The organism is Actinoplanes lobatus (genome assembly GCF_014205215.1).
In the GTDB taxonomy this organism is placed as follows: Bacteria; Actinomycetota; Actinomycetes; order Mycobacteriales; family Micromonosporaceae; genus Actinoplanes; species Actinoplanes lobatus.
In genome coordinates, this window is sequence record NZ_JACHNC010000001.1 from 8,533,735 (window position 1) to 8,549,277 (window position 15,543).

Sequence of the window (15,543 nt, forward strand, 5' to 3'; positions counted from 1 at the left end):
ACGCGTCAGGGACGGCATGATATGGCACGGTGTCCGATATCGTGAGTCGTCGATGAGTTGCGGAGGCGTGCATGATCCACCCGGCCTGGTTGCCGTCCGAGGCGTTCCGCGCGATCGGCTCCCGGCGGGTCCTGGTCCAGGGCACCGGGCCGCTCGCCGACACGGTCCGCCACGAGATCGCCGAGGCCTGCGCCCGGTTCGGCGGCACCGTCGTACAAGATCGAAAGACCGCGGAGCTGATCCTGTCGATCGCCGGCCCGGGCGGCGAGGGTTTTCGGCTGGGACGTCGCGGCGACGCCACGGTGATCAGCGCCGACGGGCCGTCCGGCCTGCTCAACGGCCTCTTCGAGGTGGTCCGGCGCGGCGAGCGCGCCTTCGGCCCGGCCCTCACCGACGAACGGCACGTGCCCGCGCTGGCCCGCCGCATGCTCGACCACTGGGACAACGTCGACGTGCACCCGGTGATGGGCCAGGTCGAGCGCGGCTACTCCGGCGGCTCGCTCTTCTGGCACGACGGGCGGCCGCGCGATCTCGGCCGGGTCCGTGACTACGCCCGGCTGCTCGCCGCCTCCGGCGTCAACGCCGTCGCGATCAACAACGTCAACGTCCACACCACCGAGACCCGCCTGCTCACCGATCGGCTCACCGAGGTCGCGGGTCTGGCTTCAGCCTTTCGGGTGTACGGGATTCGCGTGCACCTGTCGGTCAACTTCGCGGCCCCCGTAATCCTCGGCGACCTGCCCACCGCCGACCCCGCCGACGAGGCCGTCCGCGCCTGGTGGAAGAGCACCACGGCACGGGTCCACGAGGCGGTCCCCGACCTCGGCGGCTACCTGGTGAAAGCCGACTCGGAGGGGCAGCCCGGCCCGTTCACCTACGGCCGCAGCCACGCCGACGGGGCGAACATGCTGGCCGAGGCCCTGGAGCCGTACGGCGGCGTGGTCCACTGGCGGGCCTTCGTCTACAACCACCGGCAGGACTGGCGGGACCGCTCCACCGATCGCGCGCGGGCCGCCCACGACCACTTCGCGCCGCTGGACGGCACGTTCCGGGACAACGTGATCCTCCAGGTCAAGCACGGTCCGATGGACTTCCAGACGCGCGAGCCGATCTCCCCGGTGCTGCTGGGCATGCCGTCCACCCGGCTGGCCGTGGAGTTGCAGGTCACCGGCGAGTACACCGGCCAGCAGCGGCACGTCTGCTACCTGCCGCCGATGTGGAGCGAGGTGCTGCGGGCGGTCGCCGGCAACGTGTCCGGGCTGGCCGCCGTCTCGAACGCCGGCGACGACCCGTTCTGGACCGGCCACCCCCTGGCCCAGGCCAACCTGTACGCCGTGGGCCGCCTCGCCTGGAACCCCACCCGCGACCCGATCGCGATCCTCGACGAGTGGATCGACCTGACCTTCCCCGGGGCTTCCGCCGAGCTGCGTGACGTCCTGCACGACCTGATGGACGAGTCATGGCAGACCTACGAGCAGTACACCGCCCCGCTCGGTGCCGGCTTCATGGTCCGCCCCGGCCACCATTACGGCCCCGACGTGGACGGCTACGAGTACACGCCGTGGGGCACCTACCACTTCGCCGACCGCGACGGTGTCGGCGTGGACCGGACCGTCGCCACCGGGACCGGCTTCACCGCCCAGTACCCGCCCCTGTGGGCCGACCGTTACGAATCACTCGCCACCTGCCCCGACGAGTTGCTGCTCTTCTTCCACCACGTGCCGTACGGTCACGTCCTGCACAGCGGCGTCACGGTGATCCAGCACATCTACGACACCCACTTCGCGGGCGCCCACCGGGTCACCGCCATGCGCGAACGCTGGCAGGAGGCGGCCGGCCTGGTCGACCCCGCCCTGCACGCCCGCGTCACCGAACGCCTCGACGAGCAGCAGCGCAGCGCCGACGAGTGGCGCGACCAGATCAACACCTACTTCTACCGCAAGTCCGGTGTCCCCGACGCCCACGGCCGCCCCATCCACTGACCGCGTTCACTACGGCCGGGTGGTCACGCGAGTGACGACCCGCCACGCGTCGCGGTAGGACGTCCGCGGGGCCTGCCCGAGCGCCGCCCGCGCGCAGTCGGCGCCCTGGTCGCGCAGGGCTTGCGCGACTGTGGTGAGACCGGCCGGCGCGGCCGCGTCGGTGTCGTCCCAGCCGGTCACCGCCACGTCGGCGGGCACCCGCAGGCCGGCGGTCGCCGCGGCCCGCAGCGCCCCGAGGGCCAGTTCGTCGCTCATCGCGGCGATCGCGTCCGGCGGGCCGGCGCCCTGGAACAGTTCGGCCGCGAAGCTCTCCCCCTCGGTGATGTGGTTGACGGGGCACACCGCCAGACGCAGGTCCGCGGCCGGGCCGGCCCACGCCTCCCGGAAGCCCTCCCAGCGCCGGCGGGTGACGTGGTAGCGGATCTCCCCCACCCGGTCGCCGGTGAGCAACTGCCGGGTGCGGCCGCGGTCGAGCGGGAACCCGAGGACCAGCGGCCGCCGGGCCGCCGCGAACGCCACCCGGCCGATCGCGGCGGCCGCCGCCCGGTCGTCGACCCCGATCGCGGGCAGGCCGGGGCGTTCCGGTCCGGCGTGGATGATCGCGGGCAGGCCGGTGCCGGTGACCGCGTCCAGGATCGGGTCGTCGTCGCTGGTCGTCCAGACGACGAACCCGTCCACGGCGGCCTGCGCGACCCGCTGCGCGTCGGTGGCGGCGCCGGTCACCGGGACCAGGGTGAGGCCCACCCCTTCGGCGGCGCAGACGTCGGACACGCCGGCCAGGAAGCGGGCCGCCTGCGGATCGTCGAACGCGTAGCTCAACCGCTCGCCGAGCACCACACCGAGCGAGCCGACCCGCCCGCGGCGCAGCGACCGGGCGGCCGGGTGCGGGCCGGGATAGCCGAGCTGCCGGGCGGCGGCGCGCACCTTCTCGGCGGTCTCGGAGGAGACCCGTTCCGGCTGGGAGTACGTGTACGACACCGACATGGGCGACACCCCGGCGGCCCGGGCGACCTCGCCCATGGTCGGTCGTCGTCTGGAGTTGCCGGAGTCGCGTGCCATGCCGCACACTCTACTTGTGTATCGTTACACAGGCTTCGTACGGGACACCCCGACCGTCCTCTCCTACGCCGTGCTCGGCTCCTTCACCTTCTGGCTGTACGCGTTCGGCCCCGCCGTCACCCTGCTCCGCGACGAGCTCGGATTCTCGTACACACTGCTCGGCCTCTACTCGGTGCTCTGGTCGCTGGGCTCCGCGGCCGCCGGCGCCGGGTTCGCCCTCGCCGCCCGCCATCTGTCCCGCGCCGCGCTGCTCTGGGGCTCGGCCGCGATCAACACGGTCGCGGCGGCGATGTTCACCCTGGGCCGGGGCGTTCCGGTCACGCTGGCCGCCGCAGTCCTGTTCGGCGTGGGCGGCGCCGCCCTGGTCGCCGTCGTCCAGGCAATCCTCTCTGACCGGCACGGCAGCCGCCGCGACCAGGCGCTGACCGAGGCCAACATCGGCGCGGGCGCGTCCGCCGTGTTCGCGCCACTGATTCTCGGCGCGCTCGCGGCCGGCGCCCTCGGCTGGCGGGTGGCGTTCGCCCTGCCTGCCGCCTGCCTCCTGGCGCTCTACCTGCGCTATCGCGGCGCCGCATTGCCGACCGCGTCACGGCACCGGTCCGGTGCGGAGCCCGGCCGCCTACCACCGGCGGCCTGGCTCTTCGCCATGCTGACCGCGATGAGCGCGGCCATCGAATTCTGCCTGGTCTACTTCGGCCCGCAGATGCTGCTCACCACCGGCCTGTCCGCGGCGGCCGCCAGCACCGCGCTGAGCGCCAACTACCTCGGCATCCTGATCGGGCGCACGCTGGGCGCGGCGGTCACCCGCCGTCCCGGGCGGAGCATTCCCCTTCTGTACGCGTCACTGGCGCTGACCGGCGGCGCGTTCCTGATGTTCTGGCTCGCCGACCACCCGGTTCCGGCCATCGTGGGCCTGTTCCTGTGCGGCGCCGGCGTCGCCAACCTGTACCCGCTGGCCGTCGGCCTCACCCTGGACGCCGCGCCCGGCCAGGGCGACACCGCCAACGCGCGATCCCAGGTGGCGCTCGGCCTGGTCACGGCGGTGTCGCCCTACCTGCTCGGCACCCTCGCCGATCGGTACGGGCTGAGCGCGGCCTTCGTACTCGAACCGGTTCTGATCGTCCTGTCCGCGGCCCTGCTCTGGACCGGTCTGCGCGCCCACCACCGGGTCGTTCCGGCCGAACCCGGCCGATGAGCCCGGCTGTCAGTCCAGCTGGACCCGGTCGATGAGGCCGGCCGCGGTGAACGCCTTGACCAGGGCGTCCCGACCTTCGGTGAAGTGCGCCCAACTGTTGAAGTGCACCAGGACGATCCGCCGCGCACCGAGGATCCGGGCGGCCTCGGCGGCCTGCTCGCTGTCGAGGGTGAGCAGCGCCCCGTCGAACAGCGGAGTCCGGACCGCCCCGGCGAACAGCAGCGCCGTGTCGATCGGCCCGAACCGCTCGGCGACCTGCTCGACCAGTTCCAGGGCGGCGTTGTCCCCGCTGACGTAGACCGACGGCAATCCGTCGCCGGTCAGCACGAATCCGGTCACCTCACCGGTGATCGGCTCGCACCCGGCCGGGCCGTGCCGGGCCGGGACGCCGGTGATCGTCACCGCTCCGACCTGGACGGACTCCCACGGGGCGAGGCCGCGGGCGGTGCCGCCGAGCCGTTCCGCGCCACTGACCGTGGTGAGTGTGAGCGGGACGTCGGCGAGCATGGCGCGGCCGGAGTCGTCCAGGTTGTCGGCGTGCTGGTCGTGCGAGAGCAGCACCACGTCGATCCGGCCGAGGGAGTCCGGCCCGGCAGCGGGCGGGGTCAGCTTGGTCAGGGTGGTGCCGCTGGGCGAGGTGTAGCTGCCCGGCTCGTCGAAGGTGGGATCGGTGAGCAGGCGCAGGCCGCCGTACTCGAACAGGGCGGTCGGACCGCCGAAGGCCTGGACAGGGATGACCTCAGACATGGAAACCTCACGGATAGAAGGGCCGTCATCCGTGAAGTTAGCCGTTTGTCACGGATAAACGCAAGCTGTACCGTGAGATCCGTGATTCCCGCAGCGCCCGGCGCCGACCGCTACCCCGGCCTCGACCTCGCCAACAGCCGGCTCTCGATGCCCGGTGGCCAGGCCGCCGACCTGCTCGCCACCCCGGAGGACGCCACCCACTGGCTGATCGAACGGGACCTGGCCCCGGCCGGCACCGTCCTGCACGAAATCTGCGCGGGCCGCCTGCGCGCCCTGCGGGAGCGGATCAGGGACCTGTTCGCGGCCCACCTCCAGGGCACCGAGCCGCCGGCCGGATCGCTGGCCGCGATCAACACGGCCCTCACCCGGGTGCCGACCGCCGCCGAACTACGGTGGGACCCGGCCACCGGCCTGCACCGGGCCACCCCACACCCGACCGACCAGGCCGTCGACCACGCCCTCGGGGTGCTGGCCGCCTCCGCCGCCGACCTGCTCACCGGCGCCGACGCGGCCCGCCTGACCGCCTGCGACTCCACCCCGTGCATCCGCTACCTGCTGCGCACCGGCCGCCGCCACTGGTGCTCGGTTCGCTGCGGCGACCGCGCCCGCGCGGCCCGCGCCTACGCCCGCCGCACCGACCGCACCTGACGACCGTGGCCCGGCAAATGGCTTCCGTCGCGACGCATCAGAAATTGCCTGGCCCATTTTCCAAGCAACAGAGCTGTGGAAGGCGCGGGCCGGAGGAATTCTCCAGGAACGGCCCGGGATTCGACCGGAATCACCGATCAGTCGAAGTCGAAGATGCTGTTCTTGTCGTAAAAATGGAGGACGTAGCGACAACGGACACAAATCATCAAGGTCATGCGATGACTGGTCAATCCCCAGCGGCTGTCCTGACGAGACTCCTCCTGCCGGAAATCCGTTCCGCGACACAGTGGGCAAGCGAGCTGCGGTTCCGTCACACCGACAATCGTAGCGGGAGGATGCAATCCGGCCCTTCGAATAGTCTCATTCACCGTAGAGAGCGGACGTCGTGGGGCGATCCGGCAGGATCCGCTGCATTTCATCCCGACGATTTGTCACCGAACTGTCCGGTGCGCGGCTCGTGGTGTTCAGCGACGACCCGGCCGTGCTCCTTCTCAGCGCCCGGGCCCGGCGCTATCCGTCGACCGGCCTGCCGGTCGCCACGACATATCCGGCGGTAGTCACGCCCACGGCCACGCCCCAGCCGAGGAAGACCAGCAGCGTGGCGACCGTCGCCCAGCCCGCACGGACCTGCGCCCAGCTCTGCTCCCCGTCCAGCACCTGCCCGGCGAACACCCCGAAACTCAACACGCCGTACGTCACCAGCGTGATCGCCACGGTCCCCGCGGGCAGCACCGCCAGGAGCCGCGGAACCCGCCGGCCGCCCAACCCCGGCACCCACCGCGGAAACCGCTGCCCCCACCGCTGTACCAGCCCGAGCACGAGCAGCCCGGCCAGTGGCGGCACCACGGTGATCGCCACCCCGGTCGCCGTCGACAGGTCCCCGTCGGCGCCGCGCAGCTCCTGCTCGGAGATCCCGAACGGCACCCCGAGCACCCACAGCCCGTGCGGCACGGCCCAGCCCACGATCGGCAGCGCCACCGCCACGTAGGCCCAGTGTCGCGCCCACCCCGGCGCCTGCCGGAACTCGGTCGGCGCCGGCCCGCGCGGCGGCCCCACCGCGTCGGCCAGCCCGGCGAAGGCGATGCCACCGGCCAGCAACGCCACCCGCCCACCGATGTCCCGCCAGTCCGTGGGATGCCCCGCGACTCCCGCCGGAACCTCGAAAAGCAGATGCAGCGGAAAAGCCAGGATCAGCAGAATCGCGGCCGCAACCCAGGTCACGGCAGGCTTCCACCGATCCGCGTACGCGATGACCACCGCAAGGGCAACGCAGAGGCCGAGCGCGCCCCACCCGGCCCCGAACGGCACCGTGACAACCTGCTCAGCACCACACCCGCCGGCCGGATGATCTCCGAGGTCGGTCCGTTCGCAGGCGGTGTACCCCCAGCGGCCACCGGCGATCCAGTACAGCCGGAGCACCACCTCACCGGCAACGAACACCAAGCAGGCGGCCGCAAAAGCTCGACGTAGCGACATACGTCGATCTTGCGAGATGCCCGCTGTGAACCAGCTGAACCGTCCTCAGCCGCTTCCCAGCCCCGATTGGCCGCAGGCATGCCGAAGGCATCGCGGCGGGATGTTCGCAGGCGTGCACCTTGTTCATGAGCCATCATCAGCGCATGTCGTGGTGGCCTTTCGCTGACGAGCGCTCGTTCTGGGAGTGGGCGTGGGACCCGTTCGCCGAGTTGATGGATCAGGACGAGGATGTGCTGCTGGAGGATGTCGTCGGGTTTCCGCTCCTGATCGCGGCAGCGGACATCGGTGAGTGCCCGAAGCAGCAGCTCTGCCGTGTCGTCCTGGAGAATCTCGCCGGCCGCGTCGCTTGGCGGCGCCGACCCGGGGAGTTGGACGCGTTGCGGGCAGCCGCGGGACTGGCCCACGGCAAGCGGCATCCGTATGTCCGCGAATGGGCGGTGTACGCGCGGCGGCTGCTGCGGTACTGCGAGGTGGCAGGGCCGGTGAATCGGGCGGGGGCGCAACAGATGGCGGCCGACATGTTCGCCGGACCGGTGACGCAGTGGGGCCGGCAGGGCACTGACTGGCTGACTGTTGCCGTGTCCGGCGGCGGTCGGCTGTGGGACTGCGCGTCGCGCGACGAGTCGTCGCATCTGTTCATCAACCGCAGGACCGGGGCTTGGCGGGTGCGCCATCCGACGTTGATGACCGACGCCGACCGCGCCTCGCTGTGACCGTATCGGCGCGGACCGTTCCCGTGTGCGTTTCGGCTACATCGTCTGGGCTGCTCAGAGCACCCGGAACGCGCGCCGCTTGTGACGGTGGACCCCCGACCGGCAAGATCATTCGGTGTGAATCTTCTCGACCGGTATCTCCGTGGCGAACGTGAGCAGGTATGGGCGGAACTGCGAGCACTCGGGCCGATCGAGCGTGGCCATGCACAGTACGACGACGCCCGTGGCGTGGCCACGGAGACGATGCGGCGGGTGCGCGGAAACGTTGAGATGGTGCGGGTACGCCTGATCGACTCCGGGTACCAACTGGCCGCGCAAGGCAGGGCTCACATGCCACCGGATGCGGATGCCGGCGCACAACTCGACGCGTTCGAGCGGCGGCACGGACCGTTGCCGTTGTCTCTTCGGGCGTTCTACGAGTTCGTGGGCACGGTGGACTTCATGCAGTCGGCGCAACAGTTGGTCCAATGGGACAAGCGAGAGAATGCACCCGAGCCGGTCTCCGAGCTCCGGTACGCCGGGGAGTACGACCCGTTGGTCGTCGGGCCTCTGGACCACGAGGACGCCGAGTGGGACCGGAAGCAGGGCAGGCATGCCTGGTACCTGGCCCCGGACGAGTGCCACAAGGCCAACTACAGCGGCGGCATGAACTATCACGTCCTGCTGCCCGACAACGGTGCCGACTTCCGGATCTACGGGATGATCTGCAACGAGGAGGACCAGTTCGGGGACTGGTTCGTCGACTACCTGCGGGAGACGTTCCGGGGTGGCGGCTTCCGTGGCGGGATCGCCATCGACGACGACGAGGTTGCTGGCCGGGAACTTCCAGACCTCGCGTTCACCCGCCGGCTCGCCGTCGGACTCCAAGAGATCGGCGACGAGCGAACCACGCCGGAGGAGTGATCACGCACGGGGCCGCGACACCTCGCACAGCCGCCGATCGGGCATCCTGGCGGGCACCATCTGTCGTGGGGACTGGCCTCAGTGTCGGGCGGGCGTCTGAACTGCCGGGAAGCGGGCATGGGGTCGCCTGGAGCCTGAGCCGGCGTTCGGGGTGCGTATGCTGCCCGCCGTGCCGCTGACCTCGCCTGTGCCACCGCTTGACCTTGTTCGGATGTTTCCTGGGGTCGAGGCGTTCGCGCGCACGGCGACGCGGCTGCACCCGCGGCCGGGGACGCCCAGTGTGTCGGGCAGCCACGTCGGGGGGATGCTGCTGTGGCCGAGGGATGAGCCGTGGCCGGCCTGTCCTGGGCCGCACGTGGTGCGGACCGAGATCGAGGTGCCGCCGGAGTTCGCCGGCTTGCTGATGAGGCCGAGCCCCGAGGTGATGACGGGGCTGGCGCAACAGGTTCCCGGGTTCGTCGGGACCATGACGACCGAAGCCGGCACCGTCGTTCTCGGCCGCGAGGTCGTGTCGGAGCCGACCGCGAGTCCGCTGGTGCCGGTGGCGCAACTCCGGGCCGCCGATGTGCCCGACCTTCGTTGTCCCTCCGGGGCTGATGTGCTCCAGGTGCTGTGGTGCCCCAACGATCACCCCGCCGACGCCCCGACGGGTCTTCCGATGCTGCTGAAATGGCGCACCGCATCGGCGGTCGTCGACCCGCTCGACGTGGCTCCCGCGCCTGTCGTCGCGAGGGACCAGGACCGTCTGCCGCGTCCGTGTGTGCTGCATCCCGAACAGGTCACCGAGTATCCCTGGTGGCAGGAGCTGCCGGACGAGCTCGGACGCCGGATCCGCGACTTCGACGACACCCGGGGCTTCGACGAGGACAGCTACTTCTCGGTCTCGCAGGCGCCGGGATGGAAGGTCGGCGGCTGTCCGAGTTGGGAGGTCAGTGATCCGTATCCGATGGACTGCCCGCACTGCCGCAGGCCGATGGACCTGCTGCTGACGGTGGACTCCACCGAAGACCGTGGCGGCGATGCCTGGCTGCCCGTCGAGGAGGCCCATCTGCGGACCTCGCACACCGACCACACGCCCACCGGCGTCACCGTCGGCCGCTTTGCCCGGCTGCGCATCTTCGTCTGCCTGACATGCCCGGACACCCCCATGGGGCAGAGCCTTCAGTAGGCCACATGAGCCGGGAAAGCCGCGCAAGATCAGGCGCCTATCCCGGGAATCATTCGGCCACCGCGCACACCTCCAGCGGCTCCCCGGTCACCCCAGTGACGGGTAGGCGGCCAGGGCGGCCTGCACGTGACCCGGCGTTTCGATCTCCGGGACCACGGTGACGAAGCGTTCGGCCGCGTAGGCGATGATCTCCCGGATGTCGTCCTGGGTGTAGTGGCCGCCGTGCGGGCGACCGTCGGACGCGCCTGTCCGACTCTCCCGCCGCCACGAGCCGACCTCGGTCAGGCGGGGGTAGCGGCGGATCTCGACCCGCCGGCCCTGGTCGTCGGTGAGGTGCAGGTGCAGGGTGTTGAGGCGGTGCAGGGCCATCAGGTCGATGATCCGCAGCACCTCGTGCTTGGGCAGGAAGTGGCGGGCCACGTCGAGCATCAGGCCGCGCCAGGGGAAGCGCGGCTGGTCGAACACCTGAATCGCCGGAAGCGCAGGCGCTGCCGTTCCCCGCGATCGACGGGCTCGCGCCGGTGGTGTGTGCGGCCTCGCGGGACGCCGATCCGCATGCCACGGCCATTGTCAGAGAGGCCGTCGCCTGTCTCGTGCGCACCCTCGGCGACCTGGGCGAACCGGGACCCGTCGTGCTCGCGGGCGGGCTGCCGGCGGCGGGCACACCCGTACGAGACGGGGTCCTGAGGGTTTTGTCGGAACGCGGGCGAAAGCCGCGGACGAGCCTGGACCCGGCCGCCGGCGCGGCGTGGCTCGCCGGCCGGCCGCTCAGCCCTCTGGATCCGGCCGACCTGCACCGTGCCATGCTCGGCGGTGTCGCATAGGGTAGGCGGCCTGATGTCTCTCTACAGCACCCAGCGCCTGCAACGGTTCCGCATGATCGTCACCGGTGGTGGCACCGGCGGGCACACCTACCCTGCCCTCACCACGGTCAACACCCTCCAGGCCCGCCTCGCCGAGACCGGCACCGCGCCCGAGCTGCTCTGGGTCGGTGTCGCCGACGGCCTCGAAGCCAGGATCGCGGAGCGTAACGGGATCCCCTTCAAAGCGGTCACCACCGGCAAACTGCGGCGGTCACCGAACCCGCGTGAGCTGGCCCGCAACGTCGTCGACGCGTTCCGGATCCCGCTCGGCGTCCTCCAGGCCGTGTTCACCGTCGCCCGCACCCGGCCGGCCGTGGTGTTCAGCACCGGCGGGTACGTGTCGGTGCCGATCGGGCTCGCGGCGCGGTGCCTGCGGGTGCCCTACCTCATGCACGAGCAGACCCTCGCGGTCGGGCTGGCCAACCGGATCCTGGCCCGGTTCGCCAACCGGATCCTGCTCAGCCACGAGGCGTCCCTCGAACACCTGCCGGAGTCGGCCCGGCGGCGGGCGGTGGTCACCGGCAACCCGGTGCGTTCGGCCATGCTCCAGGGCGATCCGGCGAAGGGCCTCGCGGCGTACGGGCTCGACCCGGCCCTCCCGGTCGTGCTCGTCACCGGCGGCGCGACCGGCGCCCAGCAGGTCAACCGCATGCTCACCGGCGCACTGGCCGAACTGCTGCCGCACTGCCAGATCGTCCACCAGTGCGGCAGTCACGGGTACGCGGAGATGCAGGAGGCCGCCGGGCAGCTGCCGCCGCATCTGGTGCAGCGGTACCGGCTCGTCGAGTTCATCCACGAGGAACTGCCCGACGTGATCGCCGCCGCGACCGTGGTGGTGGCCCGCAGCGGCGCCGGGACGGTCGCCGAACTGACCGCCCTCGGCAAGGTCTGCGTGCTCATCCCGTACCCGCACTCGGCCGGGGACGAGCAGCGCATCACCGCCCGGCACCTGGCCGCCCAGGGCGCGGCCGTGATGCTCGACGGCGACACGGCCGTGCCGCAGCGGCTGCACGCCGAGGTCGTCGGGCTGCTCGCCGACCCGCACCGGCGGGCCGCCATGGCCCAGGCAGCGGCGGCACACGGAAAGCCGGGCGCCGCCCAGCACGTGGTCACCGAGATCCTCACCGTGGCCGCCGACCGGGGCCGCTGACCACGCCGGCCGTCACGCGCGAGCCCATGCCGCGGTGATCGCGGCGTCCAGGTCGGCGCGGTGGGTGGTCCACCAGCGGAGCAGGCGGGACGAGCGGTGGAACAGGTGGTCGAAGGTGTGGTCGCCGTGGTCGTGGTGGCGGCGCAGGAAGAACGTGTCGGTGGCGTAGTCCCACCAGCGGCGGTGGGCGGCGGCGTGCAGGGCGGCGTCGGAGATCTCCCTGCGGGAGCGGTAACCGGTGAGGAAGGCGGTCACCCGGGGCAGATCGAGGCCGTCGCCGGTGTCGAAGAGGATCGCGGCGGTACGGATCAGCTCGAAACCGTAAGGGCGGACGGCGAGGCGGTCCCAGTCGAGGATGCCGGTGAGCCGCTCGCCGGTGAACAGCAGGTTCCGGTCGGTCAGGTCGCCGTGGGTCCAGCCGAGCGGGCCGGGGGTCACGGCCGGTGGGCGGTCGGCGGCGATCTCCGGGAGCAGGCGCAGCCGGTGGGCGATCTCGGTCGCTCCGAAGCCGTCCGTGGGGAGGCGGGACAGGACGGCGAGTGCGGTGGGGACGTCCGCGGGGGCCGGCAATGAGGACGGTTCCTCCGGCAGGATCTCGCGCAGGCGGGTGTGCATGCCGGCGAGCACGGCGCCGAGGTCGTGGCAGGTGGGTGGGGCCAGGTCCGTGCCGGTGCGGTGGGTGCCGGGGAGCAGCGGCGCTTTTGCGTACCAATGATGGTCGAACTCGGTCAGGTCGATGGGTGACGGGACCGGAAGGCCGTGTGCCGCCAGGATCTCCAGGATCCGCCGCTGGCGGCGGACCGCCGCCGGGGTGACGTCGCACAGGCGCTTGACCACGAACGTGCCGGACGGGGTCTCCCAGCGCCAGTTCGGGTTCATCAGGCCCTGCGTGAGCGGCGTGCAGGAGCTGATCGGCCCGAGGCCGAAGCGGTCGGCGAGCGCTGAGTGGTCGATTGATTGAGGGTACGGGTGAACGCGGCCTAATGTTGCGGCGTGCCTGGATCATCGTTGACCGCCGTCGTCCGTCCCGCCGTCGAGGCCGATGTGGCCCGCATCGCCGCGATCTGCTCCAGCGGGTATCGGGACGCCTACCGTGAGCTGCTGCCCGAGGGTTACATCGAGCGCAGTGTCGTCGAGTTCTACAGCGCGGAGCGGGTGGCGAAGGAGCTCGCGCCCGCGCTGCCGGGGTGGTTCGGTTATCAGGTCGTCGAGGCGGACGGCCTGGTGCTGGGCGCGGCCGGCGGCGGGATGACCGGTCCGGTGGCCGGCGAGCTGTCCCGGGTCTATCTGGACGCCGCCGTGCGGGAGGGTGGGCTGGACACGCTGCTGATGGACCGGATCACCGAGCAGATCCGGGCGGCGGGCGGCACCGAGCTGTGGGTGTCGGTGTTTCTCGGGGACCGGGCCGGGATCGGGTTCTACCGGGCTCGCGGCTTCCAGCCGGTGGACACGGTGCGGGCCGCCCTGTCCCGGGTCGACGACCACATCTCCAGCCTGCGGATGTGCCGCAGGCTGGAGTGAGCCGGTCAGGGGGTGGGGAACTCCTCCTCCGGCCTACCCTCCATGTAGTCGGCGAGCGTCTCGTAGACCGCCGGGTTGACGATGCTGTGCGACATCCGGTCGGTGTGGCCGGCCCAGTCCGGGTTGGCCAGGTAGCCGGCCACCACGAGGGAGCGGGTGCCGACCACCAGGGCGGCGGTCTTGTCGTTGTCGGTGGTGCCGGTCTTGCCGAAGACCGGGTGGCCGACCACGCCGCGCACCTGCGGGGCCGTCGCGCCGGCGCAGTCGCCGAGCTGGGCCTGGTCGCCGACCGGGCAGCGGGCCGCGTCGAGTGCCTTGCGGGCCACCTCCTTGGTGGTCGCCCGGACGCACGACGGCCGGCCGGTGTCGATCTCGGTGCCGTCGGCGGTGGTGATGCTCTCGATCGGTGTCGGCGCGCAGTACTCGCCGTCGGCGGCCAGGGTGGCGTAGGCGCTGGCGATGTCGAGCGGGGTGGACGCCGAGACGCCGAGGGTGAAGGCGCCCCACTCGTGGGCCTGGTCCGGGTCGTTCGCCCGGGTGGCGTCGTCGCCGTCGCGGAACTGCACGCCGAAGCGCTTGGCCACGTCGACCACCTTCTCCGCGCCGATCTCCTCCTGGAGCGGGACGAAGTAGGTGTTGACCGACTTACCGAACGCGGTCCACATGTTGAAGTTGCCGGACTCGCGGGACGAGGCGTTGCTGGGGCAGTAGTAGCCGTCGCACGAGTTCGACGAGAAGTCCAGGTAGCCCGACTTGTAGCGCTGCGGCGAGTAGATGGTGGTGTCCAGCTCCTTGCCGTTCTCCAGGGCGGCCACCATGGTGAACATCTTGAACACCGAGCCGGCCTGGTAGCCGGGGATGTCCGCGCTGCCGGTGATGATGGGGTTGGTGGTGTTCGGGTAGGTGCCGCGGATGCCCTTGCTCGCCAGCTCCGGGTTCGAGGACAGCTCGTTGCGGGGGTCGTCGGCGTCGTCGATCTTGTACTTGCGGTTGGCGGCCAGCGCCCGGACCGCGCCGGTGCCGGGCTCGACGGCGGCCAGCATCAGCGCGTTCCTGTTGTCGTCGCTCTGCCGTTCGGTGATCTCTTTACGAGCGTCGGACTGGGCGTCCAGGTCCAGGGTGGTGACGATGCGGTAGCCGCCGTTCTTGAGCAGGCGCTCCCGGTCGTACGAGGTCTCGCCGAAGGCGCTCTGGCTCAGCCACCACCGGTAGAAGTAGTCGCAGAAGAAGCCCCAGTGGTTCTTCGCCACCGACACGCAGCCCCGCGACGGGCGGGTCGCGGTCTTCGGCACCGTCACCTTCTTGGCGGTGGTGGCCTCGGCCGCGGTGATCTGGTTGAGGTCCCGCATGTTGTCGATGATGTAGTCGCGCCGGTCCACCGCCTGCGGATAGCCGGTGGCGGTGGTCGGGTCGAACGCGGTCGGGGCCTTCACCATCCCGGCCAGCAGCGCCGACTCGGCCACCGACAGGTTCGCCGGGGACTTGCCGAAGTAGACCTGGCTGGCGGCGCTGATGCCGTAGGCGCCGTTGCCGAACGGCGCCATGTTCAGGTAGCGCTCCAGGATCTCCTGCTTGGTGAGCTGCTTCTCGACCTGGACCGCGTACTTCATCTCGGACACCTTGCGCTGCACGGTGTCCCTGGTGGCGTCGACGACCTGCTGCGGGTCGGTCGCCGAGTAGGCGAGCGCCATCCGCACGTACTGCATCGTCAGGGTGGAGGCGCCCTGCTTGCCGCCGCCCTGGTTGTTGTTGACGAAGGCCCGCGCCACACCCTTGAGGTCGACGCCCCTGTGCTCGAAGAACTTGTGGTCCTCGGCGGCCACGATGGCGTCCTGCATGTTCTGCGAGACCTTCGCCAGGGGTACGTCGCTGCGGAACTCGTCGTACATCAGCGCGATCTGGGTCTTGCCGTCGGACGCATAGACCCTCGTCACCTGAGGTGACGACTGCTCGATCAACTCGGTCGGGAGCTCCTGGAGCTCCTCGGACCCGACCTTGGCGGCCAGGCCCGCCATCGCGACGGCCGGGAAGGCGGCGGAGGCGACGACAAGGCCCGCGAGCAGGCCGCATATGCCGAGCACGCCGGCGCTGCGGATGGTCCGATGTTCACCGAGAGGC

Annotated in this window: 15 protein-coding genes; 9 read left to right on the plus strand and 6 right to left on the minus strand. The window is 71.2% G+C overall.

Going from position 1 to position 15,543, the window contains the following annotated elements; genetic code table 11:
• Window positions 1-71: 71 nt before the first annotated feature.
• Entirely contained in the window at window positions 72-1,982 is a 1,911-nt protein-coding gene (locus BJ964_RS38980) for an alpha-glucuronidase (protein ID WP_188125343.1), read from the plus strand.
• 9 nt (window positions 1,983-1,991) lie between these two features.
• Here BJ964_RS38980 and BJ964_RS38985 read toward each other — a convergent pair whose 3' ends face one another.
• Window positions 1,992-3,041 carry a substrate-binding domain-containing protein gene (locus BJ964_RS38985; protein WP_188125344.1) on the minus strand — a complete coding sequence of 350 codons (1,050 nt, stop codon included), beginning with the start codon at window positions 3,039-3,041 and terminating at the stop codon, window positions 1,992-1,994.
• 16 nt (window positions 3,042-3,057) lie between these two features.
• Between BJ964_RS38985 and BJ964_RS38990 the strand changes: the two genes are divergently transcribed.
• Window positions 3,058-4,236, plus strand: coding sequence for an MFS transporter (locus tag BJ964_RS38990; RefSeq protein ID WP_188125345.1), 1,179 nt, complete (start codon window positions 3,058-3,060; stop codon window positions 4,234-4,236).
• A gap of 9 nt (window positions 4,237-4,245) precedes the next feature.
• On the opposite strand, the gene BJ964_RS38995 is transcribed toward BJ964_RS38990, so the two are convergent.
• On the minus strand, window positions 4,246-4,983 hold the full coding sequence (locus BJ964_RS38995) for an MBL fold metallo-hydrolase (RefSeq protein ID WP_188125346.1): 738 nt from the start codon (window positions 4,981-4,983) through the stop codon (window positions 4,246-4,248).
• Window positions 4,984-5,028: 45 nt separating this feature from the next.
• On the opposite strand from BJ964_RS38995, the gene BJ964_RS39000 reads away from it, so the two are divergent.
• Complete coding sequence (locus BJ964_RS39000; protein WP_223149686.1) at window positions 5,029-5,631, plus strand: CGNR zinc finger domain-containing protein; 603 nt, start codon at window positions 5,029-5,031, stop codon at window positions 5,629-5,631.
• A gap of 510 nt (window positions 5,632-6,141) precedes the next feature.
• Here BJ964_RS39000 and BJ964_RS39005 read toward each other — a convergent pair.
• Entirely contained in the window at window positions 6,142-7,107 is a 966-nt protein-coding gene (locus tag BJ964_RS39005; RefSeq protein ID WP_188125347.1) for a hypothetical protein, read from the minus strand.
• Window positions 7,108-7,232: 125 nt separating this feature from the next.
• On the opposite strand from BJ964_RS39005, the gene BJ964_RS39010 reads away from it, so the two are divergent.
• From BJ964_RS39010 to BJ964_RS39020, 3 genes are all read left to right on the plus strand, one after another.
• A complete protein-coding gene (locus BJ964_RS39010; RefSeq protein ID WP_188125348.1) occupies window positions 7,233-7,820 on the plus strand; it encodes a hypothetical protein in 588 nt (195 codons plus the stop codon).
• A 252-nt stretch (window positions 7,821-8,072) separates the two neighbouring features.
• A complete protein-coding gene (locus BJ964_RS39015) occupies window positions 8,073-8,723 on the plus strand; it encodes a hypothetical protein (RefSeq protein ID WP_188125349.1) in 651 nt (216 codons plus the stop codon).
• 169 nt (window positions 8,724-8,892) lie between these two features.
• On the plus strand, window positions 8,893-9,891 hold the full coding sequence (locus BJ964_RS39020; RefSeq protein WP_188125350.1) for a hypothetical protein: 999 nt from the start codon (window positions 8,893-8,895) through the stop codon (window positions 9,889-9,891).
• Window positions 9,892-9,978: 87 nt separating this feature from the next.
• Here BJ964_RS39020 and BJ964_RS39025 read toward each other — a convergent pair whose 3' ends face one another.
• On the minus strand, window positions 9,979-10,356 hold the full coding sequence (locus tag BJ964_RS39025) for a family 20 glycosylhydrolase (RefSeq protein WP_307838050.1): 378 nt from the start codon (window positions 10,354-10,356) through the stop codon (window positions 9,979-9,981).
• A 128-nt stretch (window positions 10,357-10,484) separates the two neighbouring features.
• Between BJ964_RS39025 and BJ964_RS39030 the strand changes: the two genes are divergently transcribed.
• Both BJ964_RS39030 and BJ964_RS39035 read left to right on the plus strand, forming a co-directional pair.
• Complete coding sequence (locus BJ964_RS39030) at window positions 10,485-10,715, plus strand: hypothetical protein (protein WP_188125351.1); 231 nt, start codon at window positions 10,485-10,487, stop codon at window positions 10,713-10,715.
• Window positions 10,716-10,728: 13 nt separating this feature from the next.
• Window positions 10,729-11,904, plus strand: a complete 1,176-nt coding sequence (locus tag BJ964_RS39035; protein WP_188125352.1) for a UDP-N-acetylglucosamine--N-acetylmuramyl-(pentapeptide) pyrophosphoryl-undecaprenol N-acetylglucosamine transferase — start codon at window positions 10,729-10,731, stop codon at window positions 11,902-11,904.
• Between the two features lie 12 nt (window positions 11,905-11,916).
• Here the strand turns inward: BJ964_RS39035 and BJ964_RS39040 are convergent, their stop codons facing one another.
• Window positions 11,917-12,858 carry a phosphotransferase gene (locus BJ964_RS39040; RefSeq protein WP_316254251.1) on the minus strand — a complete coding sequence of 314 codons (942 nt, stop codon included), beginning with the start codon at window positions 12,856-12,858 and terminating at the stop codon, window positions 11,917-11,919.
• A gap of 39 nt (window positions 12,859-12,897) precedes the next feature.
• On the opposite strand from BJ964_RS39040, the gene BJ964_RS49360 reads away from it, so the two are divergent.
• Window positions 12,898-13,425 carry a GNAT family N-acetyltransferase gene (locus tag BJ964_RS49360; protein ID WP_188125354.1) on the plus strand — a complete coding sequence of 176 codons (528 nt, stop codon included), beginning with the start codon at window positions 12,898-12,900 and terminating at the stop codon, window positions 13,423-13,425.
• A 5-nt stretch (window positions 13,426-13,430) separates the two neighbouring features.
• Here the strand turns inward: BJ964_RS49360 and BJ964_RS39050 are convergent, their stop codons facing one another.
• Complete coding sequence (locus tag BJ964_RS39050; protein WP_229806960.1) at window positions 13,431-15,440, minus strand: transglycosylase domain-containing protein; 2,010 nt, start codon at window positions 15,438-15,440, stop codon at window positions 13,431-13,433.
• Window positions 15,441-15,543: the final 103 nt, after the last annotated feature.